This is a genomic window from Agrobacterium sp. GD03872 (genome assembly GCF_029840625.1).
Taxonomy (GTDB): Bacteria; Pseudomonadota; Alphaproteobacteria; order Rhizobiales; family Rhizobiaceae; genus Agrobacterium; species Agrobacterium fabrum_A.
Map to the genome: position 1 here is coordinate 21,469 of NZ_JAOCCY010000020.1, position 17,599 is coordinate 39,067.

The 17,599-nt window shown below is 56.6% G+C and carries 12 protein-coding genes, 1 tRNA gene and 10 pseudogenes; 8 read left to right on the top strand and 15 right to left on the bottom strand.

Features of this window, described 5'->3' with window-relative positions:
- Positions 1–68: 68 nt before the first annotated feature.
- Positions 69–518: pseudogene (locus N5D22_RS24225) on the top strand (autoinducer binding domain-containing protein); the annotation flags it as partial.
- An 89-nt stretch (positions 519–607) separates the two neighbouring features.
- Here N5D22_RS24225 and N5D22_RS24230 read toward each other — a convergent pair.
- Positions 608–811 (bottom strand): annotated as a pseudogene (locus N5D22_RS24230) (DNA polymerase III subunit alpha); the annotation flags it as partial.
- A 55-nt stretch (positions 812–866) separates the two neighbouring features.
- Here N5D22_RS24230 and N5D22_RS24235 point away from each other — a divergent pair.
- Positions 867–1,571, top strand: a complete 705-nt coding sequence (locus tag N5D22_RS24235) for an IS6 family transposase (protein WP_072492843.1) — start codon at positions 867–869, stop codon at positions 1,569–1,571.
- A 27-nt stretch (positions 1,572–1,598) separates the two neighbouring features.
- Here N5D22_RS24235 and N5D22_RS24240 read toward each other — a convergent pair whose 3' ends face one another.
- The 7 genes and pseudogenes from N5D22_RS24240 to N5D22_RS24270 all read right to left on the bottom strand — a co-directional run bounded on the left by N5D22_RS24240 (position 1,599) and on the right by N5D22_RS24270 (position 5,484).
- Positions 1,599–1,823, bottom strand: coding sequence for a PAS domain S-box protein (locus N5D22_RS24240; RefSeq protein ID WP_052821468.1), 225 nt, complete (start codon positions 1,821–1,823; stop codon positions 1,599–1,601).
- Between the two features lie 299 nt (positions 1,824–2,122).
- Positions 2,123–2,227: pseudogene (locus N5D22_RS24245) on the bottom strand (DUF1236 domain-containing protein); the annotation flags it as partial.
- Positions 2,228–2,278: 51 nt separating this feature from the next.
- A pseudogene (locus N5D22_RS24250) lies at positions 2,279–2,350 on the bottom strand (IS6 family transposase); the annotation flags it as partial.
- Positions 2,351–3,046: 696 nt separating this feature from the next.
- A complete protein-coding gene (locus N5D22_RS24255; RefSeq protein ID WP_080843315.1) occupies positions 3,047–3,763 on the bottom strand; it encodes a Tn3 family transposase in 717 nt (238 codons plus the stop codon).
- A pseudogene (locus tag N5D22_RS24260) lies at positions 3,718–3,885 on the bottom strand (Tn3 family transposase); the annotation flags it as partial. The gene N5D22_RS24255 and the pseudogene N5D22_RS24260, both read right to left, overlap by 46 nt.
- Complete coding sequence (locus N5D22_RS24265; protein WP_072528557.1) at positions 3,882–4,232, bottom strand: Tn3 family transposase; 351 nt, start codon at positions 4,230–4,232, stop codon at positions 3,882–3,884. The gene N5D22_RS24265 and the pseudogene N5D22_RS24260, both read right to left, overlap by 4 nt.
- Positions 4,233–4,470: 238 nt before the next feature.
- Positions 4,471–5,484, bottom strand: a pseudogene (locus N5D22_RS24270) (IS110 family transposase).
- Between the two features lie 76 nt (positions 5,485–5,560).
- Here N5D22_RS24270 and N5D22_RS24275 point away from each other — a divergent pair.
- A pseudogene (locus N5D22_RS24275) lies at positions 5,561–6,770 on the top strand (IS3 family transposase).
- Between the two features lie 706 nt (positions 6,771–7,476).
- Here the strand turns inward: N5D22_RS24275 and N5D22_RS24280 are convergent.
- A pseudogene (locus tag N5D22_RS24280) lies at positions 7,477–9,065 on the bottom strand (EAL domain-containing protein).
- Positions 9,066–9,353: 288 nt separating this feature from the next.
- Here N5D22_RS24280 and N5D22_RS24285 point away from each other — a divergent pair.
- Together N5D22_RS24285 and N5D22_RS24290 are read left to right on the top strand one after the other, a co-directional pair.
- The gene (locus N5D22_RS24285; protein ID WP_142171839.1) at positions 9,354–11,102 is read left to right on the top strand and encodes a PAS domain-containing methyl-accepting chemotaxis protein; all 1,749 of its coding nucleotides are present in this window, start codon (positions 9,354–9,356) and stop codon (positions 11,100–11,102) included.
- A gap of 458 nt (positions 11,103–11,560) precedes the next feature.
- Positions 11,561–12,361 (top strand): annotated as a pseudogene (locus tag N5D22_RS24290) (amidohydrolase family protein); the annotation flags it as partial.
- Positions 12,362–12,634: 273 nt separating this feature from the next.
- On the opposite strand, the gene N5D22_RS24295 reads toward N5D22_RS24290, so the two are convergent.
- On the bottom strand, positions 12,635–13,228 hold the full coding sequence (locus N5D22_RS24295; protein ID WP_072492900.1) for a recombinase family protein: 594 nt from the start codon (positions 13,226–13,228) through the stop codon (positions 12,635–12,637).
- A 154-nt stretch (positions 13,229–13,382) separates the two neighbouring features.
- Between N5D22_RS24295 and N5D22_RS24300 the strand changes: the two are divergent.
- The 3 genes and pseudogenes from N5D22_RS24300 to N5D22_RS24310 all read left to right on the top strand — a co-directional run.
- Positions 13,383–13,598 (top strand): annotated as a pseudogene (locus N5D22_RS24300) (DUF4158 domain-containing protein); the annotation flags it as partial.
- 129 nt (positions 13,599–13,727) lie between these two features.
- A tRNA-Arg gene (locus N5D22_RS24305) sits at positions 13,728–13,804 on the top strand.
- A gap of 226 nt (positions 13,805–14,030) precedes the next feature.
- Positions 14,031–14,603 (top strand): DUF3601 domain-containing protein, encoded by a 573-nt coding sequence (locus tag N5D22_RS24310; protein ID WP_161632267.1) that lies wholly within the window; start codon positions 14,031–14,033, stop codon positions 14,601–14,603.
- 144 nt (positions 14,604–14,747) lie between these two features.
- On the opposite strand, the gene N5D22_RS24315 is transcribed toward N5D22_RS24310, so the two are convergent.
- The 5 genes from N5D22_RS24315 to N5D22_RS24335 form a co-directional block, all read right to left on the bottom strand.
- Positions 14,748–15,233, bottom strand: a complete 486-nt coding sequence (locus N5D22_RS24315) for a peptide-methionine (S)-S-oxide reductase (RefSeq protein ID WP_024350780.1) — start codon at positions 15,231–15,233, stop codon at positions 14,748–14,750.
- Positions 15,234–15,235: 2 nt separating this feature from the next.
- Entirely contained in the window at positions 15,236–16,090 is an 855-nt protein-coding gene (locus tag N5D22_RS24320) for an alpha/beta hydrolase (protein WP_024350781.1), read from the bottom strand.
- A 29-nt stretch (positions 16,091–16,119) separates the two neighbouring features.
- The gene (locus N5D22_RS24325; protein ID WP_024350782.1) at positions 16,120–16,614 is read right to left on the bottom strand and encodes a DNA starvation/stationary phase protection protein; all 495 of its coding nucleotides are present in this window, start codon (positions 16,612–16,614) and stop codon (positions 16,120–16,122) included.
- Positions 16,615–16,806: 192 nt separating this feature from the next.
- Positions 16,807–17,073, bottom strand: a complete 267-nt coding sequence (locus N5D22_RS24330; protein ID WP_024588016.1) for a hypothetical protein — start codon at positions 17,071–17,073, stop codon at positions 16,807–16,809.
- Positions 17,074–17,135: 62 nt separating this feature from the next.
- Entirely contained in the window at positions 17,136–17,582 is a 447-nt protein-coding gene (locus N5D22_RS24335; protein WP_201767728.1) for a nuclear transport factor 2 family protein, read from the bottom strand.
- Positions 17,583–17,599 lie beyond the last annotated feature (17 nt).

Here is a 17,599-nt window from a genome sequence, read left to right on the forward strand (position 1 = left end):
ATGGAGATTCATGTAACAAAAACCTTGCTAACCGGGCCGTTCCACATATGCGTCAGAGCCCCGTTTCGATGCCGATTGACAATATCGACCTGCGTTCTGTTCCCAATCACCGCTTTTTCGGGAAGAACGACATTATCGAAAGACTGCGCCGTGCCGTCCCGTTCGACTACATCTTCATCTCTGGTCTTGACGTCGACCACTACCGCTTCGGAAACGGCTTCTCGATCGACACGGACCTTCCCCCTGGTTACGTGGAAGCCTATCACGCTGACCGCTTATACGCCGAGGACCCTTTTGTTGCGGCCGCCAAAGCGGCGAAATCGGTGGTGGTCGAGCACGAGGTCTATGCCGAGCACTCGCCGCCACAGCGCTTGCTGTATCTTCAGCGCACATTCGGCGTACACAATAGGACCCTTTTCCCAATCGCGCGCGAGAGCGTCACATACGGAGCGGTTGGCGTTACCAGGGCCACGCCGTTCGATGACGAGGAACTGACCTTCCTCTCGCTGGTTGCTGAAACGATCCACACCGTCGTCACGAAGCCGCTGATGGAAAAGTTCGCAGCCGAACACTTGCGCCTCTCCAAAGGCGAGATGGCGTGTCTGTCTCAGGCAAGTCTCGGCCGCTCGCGCGGGTCCGGTGCGCCATTGCCACGCGCGAATTCGTCGCCCCGGCCATGCGGCAAGGGAAATTGTTCGTCCCGCTCGCCCAGCCGGCCGAGATCGTCCGACAGGTCGAATAGCCGCTGCGCGACAAGGTGAACGACGTCCCCTTCCCGCTGGATTCTTCCGTTGATCGCCATCATCGAAGCGGAGGGCGTTGTCACGTAAACCTCCTGTGAGTGAGTGGTGGGTAGAGACGGTGGGATGAAGAAACCGGCCATCAGCTACAAGCGTCACCGTTTCCCGCAACAGATCATCGCCCATGCGGTCTGGCTGTACTTTCGGTTCCCGCTGAGCCTGCGCCTGGCCGAGGAGTTGCTGCTGGAGCGTGGCATCGTCGTCTCGTATGAAACGATCCGGCGATGGGGTCTGAAATTCGGACCGGCCTACGCAAAGCAGCTTCGTCGCCGGCGGTCTTCGCTTCAGGATGTCTGGCATCTGGATGAGGTGGTGATTTCCATCGCGGGCAGGAAGCACCGGCTTTGGCGTGCCGTTGATCAAGATGGCTACGTTCTCGATGAGATTGTTCAGAGCCGACGCGACACCAAGGCCGCGAAGCGATTGCTCATCAGGTTACTGAAGAAAACAGGCATGCCGCCAAGGCGGATCGTCACCGACAAGCTCCGCTCATATGGCGCAGCCAGGCGTGACATTATGCCAACGGTTGAACACCGGTCCCATAAAGGTCTCAACAACCGAGCGGAAAACTCTCACCTGCCGCTTCGAAAACGAGAGCGGACGATGCAGGGTTTCCGATCAGCCGGAGGCTTGCAGCGTTTCATCTCGATTTTCTCGGCGCTGCGAAATCTCTTTGTCACCCCACGTCATAACCGCTCCGCTCTCGCCACCCACATCCATCGCATCCGCGCAATTGCGCATTGGAAAGCTGTGACGGGCGCGGTTGCCTGATTTCCGAGAGCCGTCGGCAGAGCGCAATCACCGCTCGATAACGTGACATCGCCTCTCTGCCTCCTCATCCCGCTTGTTGTCGGGGACAATCAAGTAGATAGAGCGTCCAACAGCTTCCACCTCGGAATAGCCGAACATTCGCTCGGCGGCCTTATTCCAACTGACGATCGTGCCGGAGAGATCCTTGCTGGTGATCGCGTCGAACGACGACTCGACAATGGCCCCAAGGCGTTCTTCGGTATGTTTTTCCATGTCCGATGAGTTTCACTGTTGAGGCTGCTGCCGGGACATTTAGGTGCCGGTCTCAGAGATCAAGTCATCGGCGAAGACAATTTTTTATCGCATTGAGGCAAGTCGGCGTGCCACAAGCGCAAAGCGCCTTCATCGACAAGACAATTCAACTCCTGATTCCTGGCGCCCCGCTTATGGGACAGGCATAAGGCTTGGGAGCCTGTACCCCGGCCATAAACGGCCGCGGGCTCATTGCAACAAAAAGCCGGAATGCTGCGTGGCAGCTTCCGGCTCGTTTGAAACGGTTGATTGGCCCGGGACTATCGGACGATCTGCACCACGGTATGGGTGCGAGGGTCAATGATCACACGCTGGTCATTAACCACCGCGTATGCGTAATGCTCGTTGCTCGGAACAGGCGTCAACACGGCCAGCATGTCTTCGACCATCCGCAGGCTCAGAGGGAAGCGGAACTAGAGCCACACCGCGAGGGCAATGATTTCAGCGGGAAAGCGGTGGCGACGGTAGAGCGGATCACGGGTGGTCATGCCCCTTCATCGCCTATCAAACTCCAAGTTCCGTTAACCTTACGATGCCAGTTCTGTCTCATGGGCGCAGATGTCAAACATACTATGAACGTTTGGCTGGTGTGCACCGTCATACGGCTCTCCACATATCCCTGTTTATTTATTTTGATTCAAGTAAGCACTGAGCGTGGCATTGGTCAGTCAACTTTTTGTTACGTTCGTCGTTGTAAAGGCGCGAACGTGAGCGAAGCTGGATTGTTCCGGTAGCTCACTGGCCCTTCACCAAGGCCTAGTTGTAAGTGTATGTCTGCACGAGCCCCAGTGTGTTTTTTGAGAGTAGCCTGAGCCAGATAGCCAGCAGCGGCGGGACATTTGCTTTACCTCGGCTCATTGCCTCCACGACTGACAGATCGCATTGGAGTACTTCTGCCAAGTCTGGAAGTGACCACTGGAGATTGTACAGGCAACGGCGAAACTCTTCGGGCGCCATGGTCTTGCCACTTTACTTCGCTTCAAGCAAAGGAACCCACCATTCTCGGCGGGTTCCCTCACGATGCACTACCATACGTTGGAGCGCGGTCTTCTGGTCCCGCGCACGCTCATAGTGTGGCACTGCGGTTAATGATGGGTTAACGGCCAAAAAGAAATCTGCCGGAGCAGGTCTCATGCAAAGACACCATCAGACAAGGCCGCTTGAACCACCAGGCCAAAGCGGCGTCACGACACGAAAGTGTTGAATCTGTCCGACTTTTGAGAACGTATGGTGATCACGCTGCGAGGATGGATGTTTCGCGCCGTAGCGGCCTGAGATCGAGGCTTTCCGTCGAGGTCCAAATGTAATCGCCACTGAGCCTGATGTGTCGCCACCCGAGCGGGGTGATCTGTTTGACTAGGTCGGGCGATACCCTCCCGGTTGAGTTGGGCGAAGGCCGGTTGGAGATAGAGAGTGTTCCAGTAGACGATGGCATTGAACAGCAGGTTCAGCCCGGACGCCCGGTAGAACTGACTCTCGAAGGTCCTGTCTCGCAGTTCTCCGAGCCGGTTGAAGAACAGCGCACGGGCCAAGGTGTTCTGGGATTCGCTCTTGTTGAGGCCGGCCGTCGCGTTCCTGCGCATTTCGGGGTTCTGCCACCACTGAGGCAGACAGATGGACCGATTGATGCGACCGAGAGCGCGTAGCGCCAACGGCAGTCCGTTATGGCGTGGGAATGCGGACAGCTTTGCCAACAGGGTCGAAAGCCGAACCAGCCCGGAACGGATCGGCGCGACCAGCCGCAGGATGTCGTTCCAGTTTGCCTTGTTCCGCTCGAGGTCGATGGGGTCGCCAACGAGCGATGCAAGGTTTTCGGGAGGTGTGTCGCCCGGAAGAGATAGAGCTTGCGATCCTTGAAACCGCGCAGCCTGGGCACAATCTGGAAACCAACGAGATGGCAAAGGGCGAAGCTCATATCGCTTACCCCGCCGGTATAGACATAGTGGGTTTCGATGGGGAGATCGCTTCCATGATAGAGCAGTCCGTCGAGGACATAGATGGCTTCGCTCGCATTGGCATTCATGGCGATGATGTAGAAAACGCCGGACCGGTCAGAGGTGAACCGTAGAAGTTGGCGCCGGGGTTGGGACCATAGCAGGCGTTGAGGTCGCCGATCGCCTCGGCGTGTCCGCCCGCCGCAAAATACTGGCCATCGGAGGATGACGTTGTTCCATCGCCCCACAAGCTTGCCAGAGGCAATTGCCTCTTGGCGTTGACGAGAATGGCGTGCGCGGCCGTGTCCCCTTCCTCGCGAATATGCCAATCGTGCGCCCAGGCGAGTTGGCCGCGAACAGTGGTGCTTGAACTGCACCCCATTTTGACCGGGCAGTCGGCATAAGCAGAAAGGCTCAAGCACAGGCTTGAGGACATGTGTGACGCCTCCGGGGTCGCAAGAAGAATCTTTGTTTGACGGCGTCGAAGTTTGGTGCGGACATGTGTTCGGCTTCTTTTGCGGCGAAGCACCGCCGCCAGCCAGTATGGATTACGCGAGCTCGATCCACTTCAGGCTTACGTGCTGTCAGCACTTATCCTCAATCAGGTTCTCCGAGCCCCGTTCAAACTCTTCGGCCATTCAATCCTTAGACCTTCATTGCTGCGCGGGAATTCGTCAGGCTGGCTGCATGTAAGACCCTCCGTGCTTTAGAATTGCCCAGGCGATGCGAGCCATCTTGTTCGCTAGCGCTACGATCGCGAGCATCGGTGGCTTTCTGTGGAGGATGCTGGCAAGCCAAGCGCTTGGCCTGATCTTCCCACGCCTTACCCAAGAAACGACGGCACTGGCCCCCATGATCAGCAGACGTCTGAGCGTCCGTTCGCCCATCTTGGATATTCGTCCGAACCGCTGCTTTCCTCCGGTGGATCGCTCGAGCGGGGTTAAGCCAACCCATGCCGCGAAGTCACGTCCCTTCCGGAAAGTCGTCGGATCGGGAGCCAGGGCCGCGATTGCTGCCGCTGTCACAGGTCCGATCCCTGGCACAGAAGTCAATCGACTCGCATCAAGGTCGTCACGCGCCCGCTTTTGGATTTCCCTGTCGAACTCTGTTAGCTGAGCTTCACACGATGAGAGATGCTGCTATAGTGAACGCAGGATGCCTTGAGCTGCGGGCGGCAGATTATCATCACTCTCGATGATCTCCTGCATCTTTGCAGAAGCGGCGGCACCCTGAGGGAAGATGTAACCAAATTCCGCCAAATGGCTTCGTATCGCATTCAGAAGCTGGGTCTTCTGGCGTACCACCAGATCTCGTGCGCGAAAGACAATACTCGCGGCCTGCGATGCCTCACTCTTCACATGAACGAAGCGCATGTCCGGCCGCTGCGCCGCCTCCGCGATGGCCTCGGCGTCAGCAGCACCGTTCTTCTGCCTCTTCACAAACGGCTTGACGTAATCCGGAGGTATCAGAAGCACTTCATGCCCCAACTCTCGCAGCTGCCGCCCCCAATAATGCGCGGTGCCGCAAGCCTCCATCGCTACCCGGCAGTGGGGAAGTGACATCAGCAGCATGATGAGTTGTGCTCGCCGGACCTGTCGGCGGAAAACGACATGTCCGTCTGCAGCTACGGCATGCAGTTGGAAAACATGCTTGGCGACATCCAAGCCGATGAGAACGATCTGGGTCATTGCGTCAACCTCCTGGTGCTGGACATCCTCGATACTGCCACAAGGTGGCGAAGAAGGCGTCCACTCCATCAGGCTTATGTCTAACGAGTATCGACATGTTGAATTGCTGACGGGTGATGTGCGCCGCAGGCGGTGGACAACCGAGCAAAAGCTGACGATCATTGAGCAGAGTTTCGAACCAGGCGAGACGGTATCGTCCACCGCTCGCCGCCATGGCGTCGCGCCCAATCTGCTTTACCGGTGGCGCAGGCTCTTGAGCGAGGGAGGTGCTGCAGCTGTGGATTCTGACGAGCCGGTGGTCGGCAATTCGGAAGTGAAGAAGCTGGACGATCGCGTCCGCGAGCTGGAGCGCATGCTTGGCCGCAAGACGATGGAGGTCGAAATCCTCCACGAAGCTCTTTCCAAAGCGGACTCAAAAAAACGGATATCGCGGCCGATCTTGTTGCCGAAGGACGGTTCGCGATGAAGGCCGTCGCAGATACGCTGGGAGTGTCCCGTTCCAACCTCATCGAGCGGCGGAAAGGCCGATCGAAGCCGCGCGGCTCCTATCACAAGGCCGAGGATGCAGAGCTTACCCATCATTCGCAGGCTGGTAGATCAAAGGCCAACCTATGGCTATCGGCGGATCGCCGCGCTCCTCAATCGCGAAAGGCGAGCCGCCGATAAGCCTGTCGTCAACGCAAAACGGGTTCACCGCATTATGGGCAACCACGCCATGTTGCTGGAGAAGCATACGGCCGTTCGCAAGGGCCGCATCCATGACGGCAAGGTCATGTCATGCGCTCGAACTGCGCTGGTGCTCGGATGGGCTGGAGTTCACTTGCTGGAACGGCGAGGTGATCCGTCTCGCCTTCATCATCGACGCTTTCCACCGGGAGATCATCGCATGGACGGCGGTTGCCAATGCAGGCATTTCCGGCTCGGACGTGCGTGACATGATGCTGGAGGCGGTCGAGAAACGCTTCCATGCAACCCGAGCCCCGCACGCTATCGAGCATCTCTCTGACAATGGCTCTGCTTACACCGCGAGGGACACGAGGCTGTTTGCACAAGCACTCAATCTCACACCTTGCTTCACGCCGGTCGCCAGCCCTCAATCGAACGGCATGTCGGAGGCATTCGTCAAAACCCTGAAACGGGATTAAGTGCGCATATCACCTCTGCCGGACGCCGAAACAGCGCTCCGGCTCATCGACGGATGGATCGCGGATTATAATGAAATCCATCCCCATTCTGCCCTCAAGATGGCTTCCCCTCGGCAGTTCATCAGGGCTAAATCAACCTAGCCGACTTGTCCGGTCAAACGGGGTGCACTCCATCACCCGATTCGAGACAATCAGCGATGAATGCCTCAAGTTCAGGTGTCAGCGATACGTTTCGGGTCAATCGATTGGCCATTGTCAAGATGTGCCCCAGGTCGAGCACTGTGTCAAAGTGTGGCCATATACCCCCCCTGCGGGGCGGGAAAGAACAAAGTGAAACGGCTTTTACCGACTGCATGGCAATGGCGGCAGACGCCGGTGTCCCAGGTTGAAGGCACAGAATTGGCCAGGCATGAAACCTGGAGAGGTCCTCGGGCGATAAGGTTTTCGCCTGACGATCAACCGCTTGGGCGCCACCCTATACCGGCATGGAGTGTATAGCTTGCCCGAATTGAAACGTTGGAACTCCGCCTACGCGCCTAAAACTGGCGGCTCCAATAGCAACCCCTCTTGCTCGTCGATAGCGACCGTGCTCGCTGTTAACACGAAATATGTCATGCCGACCCTGATGCAAATCGGTCTATTGTTGGGAAGCGCCGCAAGCAGCGCGACTAGATCTGCTGCCATCACAGGTGTTTCAGGCCTTCTGCGGTTATACCAGTGAATGATCCGATTCATCGTCCTAAGGCACTCCAACCCACGTGAACTTCTGGGACGCGGCCCCTCGAAATCGCACCGCTCGCTATTGTCTCGCGGGAGCGGAAATCGTCTCCGCCTCGCCAAATAAGGGTCATCTGCCCAAAACATCTCGCTTTAGGCGTCCCTCATCGTCTGACATCAAATCCTCGCCAGTCCCTGCAGCCGCCAACGACGTCCTGATGGCATCTTCAATCGGCTGTGGCCGGCCGAAAAGGTAGCCCTGACCGAGATCACAGCCAAGCTGCTGAAGGTATTGCAGTTGGCTTTGCTCCTCGATTCCTTCGGCGGTGACCTCAACGCCCAAACCATGACCAAGCGCGATCATGGCGCGGACGACCTTATCCTGCCTTTCGCTTGCCTCGAATGTCTGAACGAAACTCCTGTCAATCTTGATCTTCTGGAACTGGTAATTCGACAGCTGCGAAAGGCTCGAATAGCCGGTCCCAAAGTCGTCCAGAGCAATCCGGATACCCGCCTTGGTAAGATCCTCCAGAACTTCCTTGGCCGCAACTGCGTCCTTGATCAGCGCACTTTCCGTGATCTCGATTTCCAGGCGCTGAACCGGCAGGCCGCTTTCGCCCATGATTTTCAGCAGTCGCAGCCCGAGCAGCCGATCGCACAATTGCGTCGGTGAGACATTGAAAGACAAAATGTGTCGACCGGCCAGGACATTGCATCCTTGCAGGCTCGCCTGAACAATTGTTCTGTTAGCTCGACAATGAGCCCGGCATCTTCGGCGATCGGGATGAAATCAGACGGGGGAATAAAGGTGCCATCAGCTGTTTTCCACCGGGCAAGTGCTTCAAACCCCGCCAGCTTCCGGGTGCTGAGTTCTACAAAAGGCTGGTAATAGGGCTCGATTACACCCTCTCTCATGGCTTGGCGCAAACGAGCCTCAAGTTGTATGCGATTGTTGAGCTCATCAAGCATTGCCGGAGTAAAGGCCGAGGCATTGTTGCGGCCCATTTTTTTCGAAGCATACATGGCGCAGTCCGATTGGTGGATTGCATCTGCGAGCGTTCCGCCGTTAATGCCTGCAACGGTATATCCAACGCTTGCGCCAAGATCGACCGTCGCGCCTTTGATTGTCAGTGGCTTGGATATCGCACGTACGATTCGGGCCGACAGCGCTTTGAGATCGACCTGCCCCCTAAGCTTCGCCAGCACGACAAACTCGTCACCCCCTAGCCGATAGATATGCTCGTCTGGGAAAACCTCCGCCAGCCGTTCGGACGTAATTTTGAGAGCAGCATCGCCGCTATCATGCCCAAGCAGATCGTTGACCTTTTTAAACCCATCCAGATCGATGCTGAACACCCCATAGCGGTCACCGGAAAGGAAATCTTCCCGGGCGGCCACGGCATCAAGAAGACGGCGATTTGGCAGCTTTGTCAGTGGGTCATGGAAAGCAATCCAGTCGACGTCACGCTCGGCGAGAATGCGGCGAGAGATTTCGTGAGACATATCCTTGATACGGAGGACAGAGTAGGCCAGTCCCAGGAAACCACCGATGTTAAGAGCGGTAAACACCTCATCGAGATTGTAACTCTCATGATCTCGGAAATAATGGTCCAGAACCTCATGGGCATTAAAATACGAGGCAAGGCCGTAGAGCAAAACGAATGCACCGATCCAGATAAAGATCTCGACGTTGGCGCGATTATGACGGAAGTTTGGCATGGAACCTCTGTGCGCGGCCTTGATAGTAGTTCAAGCGCGTGCGGTGGAAACTACTTTCGATTTTACTCAAATCCATTGTTTTTCGGTTAAAAGCGCGCGGCGGTCTTTGCTTTGAGCTCGTTTGTCACAGCGTTTTTTAATAGGATGCCGAACTCGGCCCGCTGGGTTAAATTAGCGCCATGGATAATCATAAATTAATCAGTTCGTTAGATAGTGAAGGCCTAATTCTTCAAGGCGGAGGCTTTCGTGAACCTGAACACCATCCTGGCCGGCAGTCTCTATTCTGTCATGCAGGCTTTCGAACGATCGCAAGCCATTATCTCGTTCAAAACCGACGGCACGATCCTCGACGCCAATGAGAACTTCTGCAAGGCGGTCGGTTATAGTCGTGACGAGATTATCGGCAAAAGCCATCGGATGTTTGTCAAGCCGGATGATGCCCAGTCTGCAGAATACACAGCATTCTGGAAACGTCTTAGTTCCGGTGAGTTCGACCGCGGCCAATATAAGAGGATCGGCAAGAATGGTCGGGAAATTTGGCTGGAAGCTTCCTATAATCCCGTTATCCGTGGCGGCAAGGTCATCAAGGTCGTGAAGATCGCAACCGACATCACAGACATCAAACGCGAGAGCCTGGAAAGCAAGGGCAAGCTGGATGCCCTCTCCCGTGCCCAGGCCGTGATCGAATTTACACCTGATGGCAAGATTCTGACGGCCAACAAGAACTTCCTCGACACACTTGGCTATTCCCTTGACGAGATTGTCGGCAAGCACCACCAGATTTTCTGTGAGGCGGATTATCTTGCATCAAAGGAGTATGCCGACTTCTGGCCACGCCTCGCGAGAGGCGAGTTCTTCAACGACGAATTCAAGCGCTTGAGGAAGGACGGAAGTTCCGTCTATATTCAGGCAACCTACAATCCGATCATGGACGACGAAGGCAAAGTCTTCAAGGTTGTCAAATTCGCCACCGATGTCTCGGGCCGAGTGACCGCACTGCAGCAGATCGGAGCAGGCCTTGAACGTCTCTCGGATAACAATATACGCATCACGATTGACGAGCCGTTTGTCGATGAGTTTGAGCACCTCAGACACGATTTCAATGAGTCGCTAGCGAAGTTCCAGGGAACGCTGGAAGAGGTCCTCAGCCAAACGTCAATGTTAACGGAAAAAAGCGGGGACATGAGTTCCAGCGCCAACGGAATTGCTCATCGTTCAGAACAGCAGGCGGCGGCTCTTGAAGAAACATCCGCCGCTCTGGAACAGATCACGGTCACAGTGCGGCAGTCGGCCGAACGGACTGCCGAAGCCCATAGACTGGTTACCGAAGCCAACACGGTCGCAGCAAACTCTGTTCAAGTTGTCACGGCTACCGTCGATGCCATCGGACGCATCGAATCCGCTTCAAAGGAGATCACCAGCATCATCAGCGTGATTGACGAAATTGCCTTTCAGACAAACCTCCTCGCACTCAACGCAGGCGTTGAGGCGGCGCGTGCCGGCGAAGCGGGTAAAGGCTTCGCCGTTGTCGCACAGGAAGTCCGCGAGCTCGCACAACGCTCGGCCAGTGCTGCGAAACAGATTTCCGGTCTTATTGCCAATTCTTCGGCTGAGGTAAAGGAAGGTGTTCGGCTCGTTGGTGAAACAGGTCAAGCCCTGAAACATATTGAAGAGTATGTGAAGTCGATCAATGCTAACATCGAAAGCATTTCCGTCGGCGCGCGAGAACAATCGACCAGTCTGAACGAAATCAATGCCGCGGTGAACTCGCTGGACCAAATGACGCAGCAAAACGCTGGCATGGTCAGCAGCATGGGTGCCATTGCCGAATCCGTCTCTGCCGCCGCAAGCGAGCTGGAAACCCTGGTGAAACGCTTCAAGCTCAACCGGCGCAAGTGGATTCGCGAGCCCGGCTCTGAAGCGTCCAAACTCGGCCCAGAGGCAAGGGGATACGGCAAGAAGACGATCTACCAAAATAGAGCGAACGGTGCAGCTCCGCAAATCGGCGGCGAGAAGAACCAACGATCAGCGGCTTAGACGAAGTCGTGTTTTGGTGGTTCCGCATGGAAGATCAGTTCACTTGAATTGGTCATCGTCGGAAACGCATCAGCTCCAAGGTCTAGCTGGAGGTCTGCGCCGCTCCTAGATTGATGGTTTCGGTCTCGTCCGGGATCAGACGGTGGAAAGACGCCAATGGATCGAGATACTCGATAACGGCGTGTTCGCTGCATCAGCGGACGCATAGCAGGGAATAGCGAGATTGAAAGGGCGGTTTTCCACTTGTCTGCTCCGTTGTCGCCGTCGGAAGCTGAGTGGTGTAACAATGCCCCACACCAAACGTGCTAGCGATATGAGATTCGATTAGTATATTCGAACAGACTGATTCGAAATTGTCCTCCCGATGCAAAACGGATAGTCAAGATGGTTGTGGTCAAAAATACTTTCAAACTTCAGGTGGAAGCTTCCCCACGCCTACTTTCCATCATGTCTAATCCGAGGGCAAGATCGAGCCCAGGTTTCACGCGACTTCGCGCCCTATCATCGCCGAGCGGGAAGCGACGCATCGGGCGATCTCGCTTGCCGAACTTTCAGATGTTCCCCTGATGGTCGTCCACGTTTCGAACAGAGAAGCGATGGAAGAAATCCGGCGAGCCCGCCAGCGAGGTTTGAAAATCTTCGGCGAGACCTGCCCGCAATATCTCGTGCTGACCGAAAACAATCTGGAAGGGCTGAACATGGAAGGCGCGAAATACGTATGCTCGCCTCCGCCGCGCGACGCGGACAGCCAGGAGGCATGCTGGCAAGGGCTCCAGCAGGAGGTCTTCTCGGTTTTTTCGTCCGATCATTGCCCGTTCCGATACGACGATCCGCAGGGAAAGCTGACGCCGAAGGGCAGTACCAGCTTCCGCTGGGTTCCGAACGGTATTCCGGGCGTTGGCGCACGATTGCCGATCCTGTTTTCCGAAGGTGTCATGAAGGGCCGGATCGACATCAACAGGTTCGTCGCCCTGACATCGACCAATCATGCCAAGACCTATGGGCTTTATCCGCGCAAGGGCACGATCGCCGTCAGCGCAGACGCCGATATTGCCATCTGGGATCCTCATCGGCGGCAAACACTGACCCACGCGATGCTGGGCGACGGATCCGATTACACGCCATATGAAGGCCTGGAAATCACCGGATGGCCGGAGACCACAATGGTACGCGGTAAGGTGATTGTGCGGGACGGCTCCTTGGAAGGTGCCAAGGGATCGGGAACGTATCTACCCCGAGATATCAGCTCCTACGCGTGAGCCAGTTCAATAATGCGACTCTTGACGGGATTCGAACCGACGTCACCTTAGTCTGAGTCAGATATTTTGCGGCAATCTCAGCATCTTAGGAAGGACCGCGCGAGTTTATTGGCTTCAAGCTTGTTCCAGCTGACGATCGTGCCTGAAAGATCCTTGCTGATGATCGCGTCGAAGGAGACTCGACAATGGCTGCGAGGCGCTCCGCGCTGTGTTCAGCCATGCCCGATACCTCTGCTATTAGGGGTCGGAACAAGATCTGCTCCAAATCGTACGCTAAGGCCGAACGGAACGTGAACCTTCGTCGCGGATCCGCATGATGGTCTGTCGACTTGTTGCGAACTTCCTTGCGACGGCTGAAACGCTCAGCCCGGCGGCGAGCTCGACACGTGCATCCTGTTTCTGCTTTTCGCTTAGAATTGACGGTCGTCCGAGAGTTCGCCCCTCTGCCTTGGCACGTTTGAGGCCCGATTGCGTCCGCTCGATAAGAAGATCTCGCTCGAACTGTGCGACGGCATTGAGCACGTTCATGGTCATGGTACCGGCCGAGCTGGCGAGATCGACGCCACCGAGCGCGAGACAGTGAACCCGCACGCCGATTTCAGCCATTGCCTTTACCGTTGAGCTGACATCGATGGCATCGCGCCCGAGACGGTCGAGTTTGGTCACGATCAGAACATCACCGGATTCCAGCCGCTCCATGAGTTTGATGAACCCCCGCCTTCGGGCGATGGCCGTGCTTCCGGAAATCGTCTCAGTGATGATCCGCCTTGGCTCGACGTAGAAACCTGCGGCCTGGATCTCCAGAATCTGGTTCTCGGTGGTTTGTCCCGTTGTCGAGACGCGGACATAGGCGAAGGTGCGTGGCATGGGGTCAATTTCGTCCAAATAGGCTGTCCGAAATATCTCTCCTGTTCGTTAGTATGTCAATCTAATTTGTGGACAGGGCGTTTTCCCCCTGTACGAAACCGACCGTTTCCGGACAGAGGCTGCGCCACTGGCGCATAATCGTAAGGAGTAAAAGATGGCCCGACGGACGCTTCTCAAGGTTCAGGATCGACGGGAGCTTTTCGACATCCCGACTGATGAGGAAAGCCTGATCCGTCATTACACCCTATCGCCAGCCGACCGCCTCGAAATTGAACTTCGTCGCCGCAAGCATAACCAGCTCGGCTTTGCGGTGCAGCTCTGCCTGATGCGCTATCCGGGCCGTCCACTCCTGCCGAATGAAACCCCTCCGAAGGCTGAAGTCAAGGGCTGCTGGTTTGTGAGAGACGTAGAAAAGGAGTTTGTTTACAAAGGTTTGCGGGAGTTACCGTTGAGGCTTCCACCCTACAGGTTTTCCGCGTAAGCACTGCGTAAGCAACAGGCACCCATAGCTCAGCTGGATAGAGCGCTACCCTCCGAAGGTAGAGGTCTCAGGTTCGAATCCTGATGGGTGCGCCACCCCTCTCTTTGGGGATGGCGCTACAAGCGCTCGCCGAGCACTCAATAAGATGACACTGTTGCGGTATGTGAGCGTGCCGGCGATTGGCGCCCAGTCGAGTTGCGCGGCACTGACCGTGCCCTCTTAAACCGACCGTAACGAGATCGCCTCGGCGTTAGGCCCATCGGAGTGGCGGTGATCGTAAGATGGTTCAGTAGGAACACTCTCGGGAAGGCGTATGGGCATTTGCATCCCGGACGTCATTATCGCGTCGAACGCGACTTCCGTGATCATGACGGACGCCTCCATCGCCAGGGGCAACAATGGCGCTACCGCACATACACATTTCTTCCCTATGAAGATGGCCTGTCGCTTTTCTTTCTCACCAAGGACGGCGACGATCTGGAGATTCGCCTTCAGGATCGAACCGGTGCCGAAGCAGCGATTATTGCAGCCCTGAGTGATGTCCTCCCGCAATGCGAGCCGTTTTATCGAAGCGTGTTTGCTGGCCTGCTAGCCGTCGATGGCGACAAGCTGGTTTCCTTCGACGGCGTCGATCGAGTGGCCTTCGGTTGGCAGGACGTTACTACGGTCGCCGCTTTCTATGGGCAGCAGCACTACGACGAGACGCGTTGCCTCACGATCAGCCATCGCCGTGGAACCGCAATCTTCCTGGCAGAGACTCATAGCGTGTGGCACCCCTTCCTCGACGGCTTGGAAACGAGGTTAGAGCGGGTCGTGCCTCGCCAGAGATGGCTGAAAACCTTGGACGAGGATCGATCCCGATCCATCCCAGTGTTCAAGCGTTCACGTCTTTAGATGCGTCCGTGAATCCTGCTGGCCATCGTTTTAAAAAAAATAGGAAGCAGCGCGGACGGCGGCTTCTCAGAAAAGGTACCATCGATCTTTCGCTCGAAGTTGTTGGCAGTTCGGTCGTTCTGACAGATGCCGATACAGCCGTGGCTACTCGGGAAGCGCGTTCTCCGAAAAATGCTTGCGGATGAAGTCGAGCTTGGGATCGATGTATCGACGACAAAAGGGTCTGTTTGGGTCGGTGCGATAATAGTTCTGGTATCTCTCGTCCGAAGCCTTGAAGCCCACGAACGGCAGGATGAGGGTGTGGACCGGCTTGCCGGCCTCCTCAGCGAGTCCGCGTATCGCCTCTTCGGCTTCGACCCGCTGACTCTCGTCGAAGATATAGATCGCGCTTCGGTATTTGTTTTCAACCGAGCGGGCACGTGTAGCGGAGTGTGTGCGCAGGTGCACCTCGGACAGTGTCCCCAGCCCGATAACGGAGGGTTCGAACGTCACGACCACCCCCTCAGCCCAGGTGTTCGCCGGGGCGGCCGATTGTAGGAAACCCTGCTCGACCTGCGTGACGCCACGCAACGCTTGGAAAACGCCCTCGGTGCACCAGTGGCAACCTCCTCCAAAGCCAACCTTTGCCATACTTAACTCCTGCGCAAAGGCACAACGGCCGGGCCAGACTTATCGAGCTGGCGGACGAACGCGATGATCCGCTGTCCGACATCGTTCGCCATTTCGACATGAGGGTAGTGTCCAGCGCCCTCGACAATCATGGTTTCGGCATGGAGCCTCGAAGCCAAGCTCCGGGCTTCTTCGACAGGGTCCGTGAAGTCGGGATCCTTTGTGCCCATGACGATGAGGCTCGGCACAGAGATCTCGTCCAAGATCGCTGCGGTGTCGGACTTCGACAATGAGAGCATCGTCAAGAGAGCCTGCATGCGCTTTGGCTCCCTGAGGTTTGCAGCAATCGCCGCTTTTACCTCAGCATGATCCGGCGCCGGTTTCGTCGGGAATAGGCTGCTCCAGTAAGTGGTCCAGAACCAGGTTCGCCATGGCCCCGCGAATCCGAGCCCAAGGACAAGTTTCTGGATCGTCGTGAGGGGAAGATCGCGAACGATCGGACCGAGCAGCACCACCCCGTTGACGTGACTAGGAGCTTCCTTGGCAGCCCAAAGCGCGGAGCCGGCTGCGAACGAGTTGCCCATGATCACGGCTGGCCCGTCAGCCAACTGTCGGAGGATGGCGACGGCGTCACGGCCGACCGCTCGCGCGGAGTAATCCGACCACTCCGGCGACGATTGGCCGAATCCGCGGACGTCCATCGTCACCACTCGGCATCCCGCATGCTGCAGCATGGGCTTGATGAGCCGATACTCGGAGCGCAGGTCTCCCATTCCTGGGATGCCTACGACGAGAGGTCCGGTTCCACCCGTATCGTCGAAGGCTATCCTACCGCCCTCTGTCTGAAGGAACTGGGTCTGCACATCGTTAGGCGCCATGAAACGATCCGATCCGTTGAGCAGCAGACCTATCGGCTGACTTCGAAAAGGAACCACGCTCGGCGTTCCGCTTCGTCGGTCCAGGTATCGATCAGGCCGGAGGTCGCGTTGTCCTTCGCCTCGTCGGCGACTTCCTTTGCGCGGCGCAGCGACTCGACCATGTGAAGATTATCGGCGCGCAGCTCCGCCAGCATGTCCTGCGGCGTGACGAACTCAGCGTCGTTGTCCTTGATCGTCTGGTGGCGGGCGATATCGCCGATCGATCGTATGGTCGTATTTCCGGTCTTCCGGGCGCGCTCCGCCATCGCATCGGTCGCTGCGAGGATTTCCGCAGCTTGCTCATCGAGAAGGAGATGGTAGTCCCTGAAGTACGGGCCCGAGACATGCCAGTGAAAGTTCTTTGTCTTGAGGTAGACCGCATAGCTGTTCGCCAATATTATCTTCAGCGCGTCGGCAACCGTCATGGTCGCGTTCTCGTCGAGGTCAGATGGTGAAGGCACGGTTGCAGCACTGGAGTTTGTCATCGCGTGAACTTCCTCGATGATGGCTTGCGCAAAAGATCAGCGCCGATTCTCTGGCACGCTGAGGTATAGAGGATGAATTTACCTCAGATCGAAGTCCAATGGCTTGTGTCTATAGTTTCGATAGTTCTGGCGACCAGAAGGGCGCTTGGAGCGGCACGGGAACATGGGAAGGCAGCGAACCCCACATGCTCATCAGGCATTCGGCTGATAGCCCAATACGAAAGCGATAACCTTCTCCGAGGACATCTCGCACGGCTTCAGCGACGCACTGCCCGAAGCAACGCGATACAGATTGAAGCTGACGATGTCGTTCCCGGCTAGTTCTCGAGCAAAAAGGCTGTTCCTCCGTCCATCCTCCGACCGACGAACCGTCACGCCGAAACGCCTGCCTTCGTAAGCGCCTTCGCTATACCCCTCAGGCAGACGCTCGAAAGCCGTATCGAATTCTGGATGGTCCATTCTGCATCACCGCCAATCGGCCTTCGCCCTGCGAACGTGAGTGCCGCGCCATGCGATTGGAGTCATCGCGTCAGTCTGACGTTGCGGCCCCAAAGAAACCCCGCGTCATTAGCGCTAGCGAAGTCCGGGTCTACGTAGATGAAAACACGCTTGATAAGCGCGCCGTCGAACTCGAATACGTTGGCGAAACGGCCTTCGGATCGGCCTTCAACCGGCCACGCCGTGCCGTCAGCCATAACGCCACCTTCAAAGCCTTCCACGATCACGTGGTCGCGGGCTACGTGGAAGGTCATGCGATCGAAATCGTGCTCGATCCGCTGAAGCGACCCCAACAGACCCTTGGCGACTTCCATGAATTCGGCTTTGCCATATCCAACTCCGAACTTCGGGAAGTACGTCACGACATCGTCAGTCAGAATGTCGAGAATGGTGGGATCGCCACTGTCGATTTTCCGGAAATAGTCGGTGGCGACGGCGATGCGCTCTTGGGTCAGCTCTGCATTCGGCACTCTATGAACTCCTGAAA

Excerpts from the sequence above, each read along its gene's own strand:
- N5D22_RS24235 (WP_072492843.1), top strand. The coding sequence starts at position 867 with ATGAAGAAACCGGCCATCAGCTACAAGCGTCACCGTTTCCCGCAACAG.
- N5D22_RS24240 (WP_052821468.1), bottom strand. The coding sequence starts at position 1,823 with ATGGAAAAACATACCGAAGAACGCCTTGGGGCCATTGTCGAGTCGTCG.
- N5D22_RS24265 (WP_072528557.1), bottom strand. The coding sequence starts at position 4,232 with ATGTCCTCAAGCCTGTGCTTGAGCCTTTCTGCTTATGCCGACTGCCCG.
- N5D22_RS24285 (WP_142171839.1), top strand. The coding sequence starts at position 9,354 with ATGCAGGCTTTCGAACGATCGCAAGCCATTATCTCGTTCAAAACCGAC.
- N5D22_RS24295 (WP_072492900.1), bottom strand. The coding sequence starts at position 13,228 with ATGCCACGCACCTTCGCCTATGTCCGCGTCTCGACAACGGGACAAACC.
- N5D22_RS24315 (WP_024350780.1), bottom strand. The coding sequence starts at position 15,233 with ATGGCAAAGGTTGGCTTTGGAGGAGGTTGCCACTGGTGCACCGAGGGC.
- N5D22_RS24320 (WP_024350781.1), bottom strand. The coding sequence starts at position 16,090 with ATGGCGCCTAACGATGTGCAGACCCAGTTCCTTCAGACAGAGGGCGGT.
- N5D22_RS24325 (WP_024350782.1), bottom strand. The coding sequence starts at position 16,614 with ATGACAAACTCCAGTGCTGCAACCGTGCCTTCACCATCTGACCTCGAC.
- N5D22_RS24330 (WP_024588016.1), bottom strand. The coding sequence starts at position 17,073 with ATGGACCATCCAGAATTCGATACGGCTTTCGAGCGTCTGCCTGAGGGG.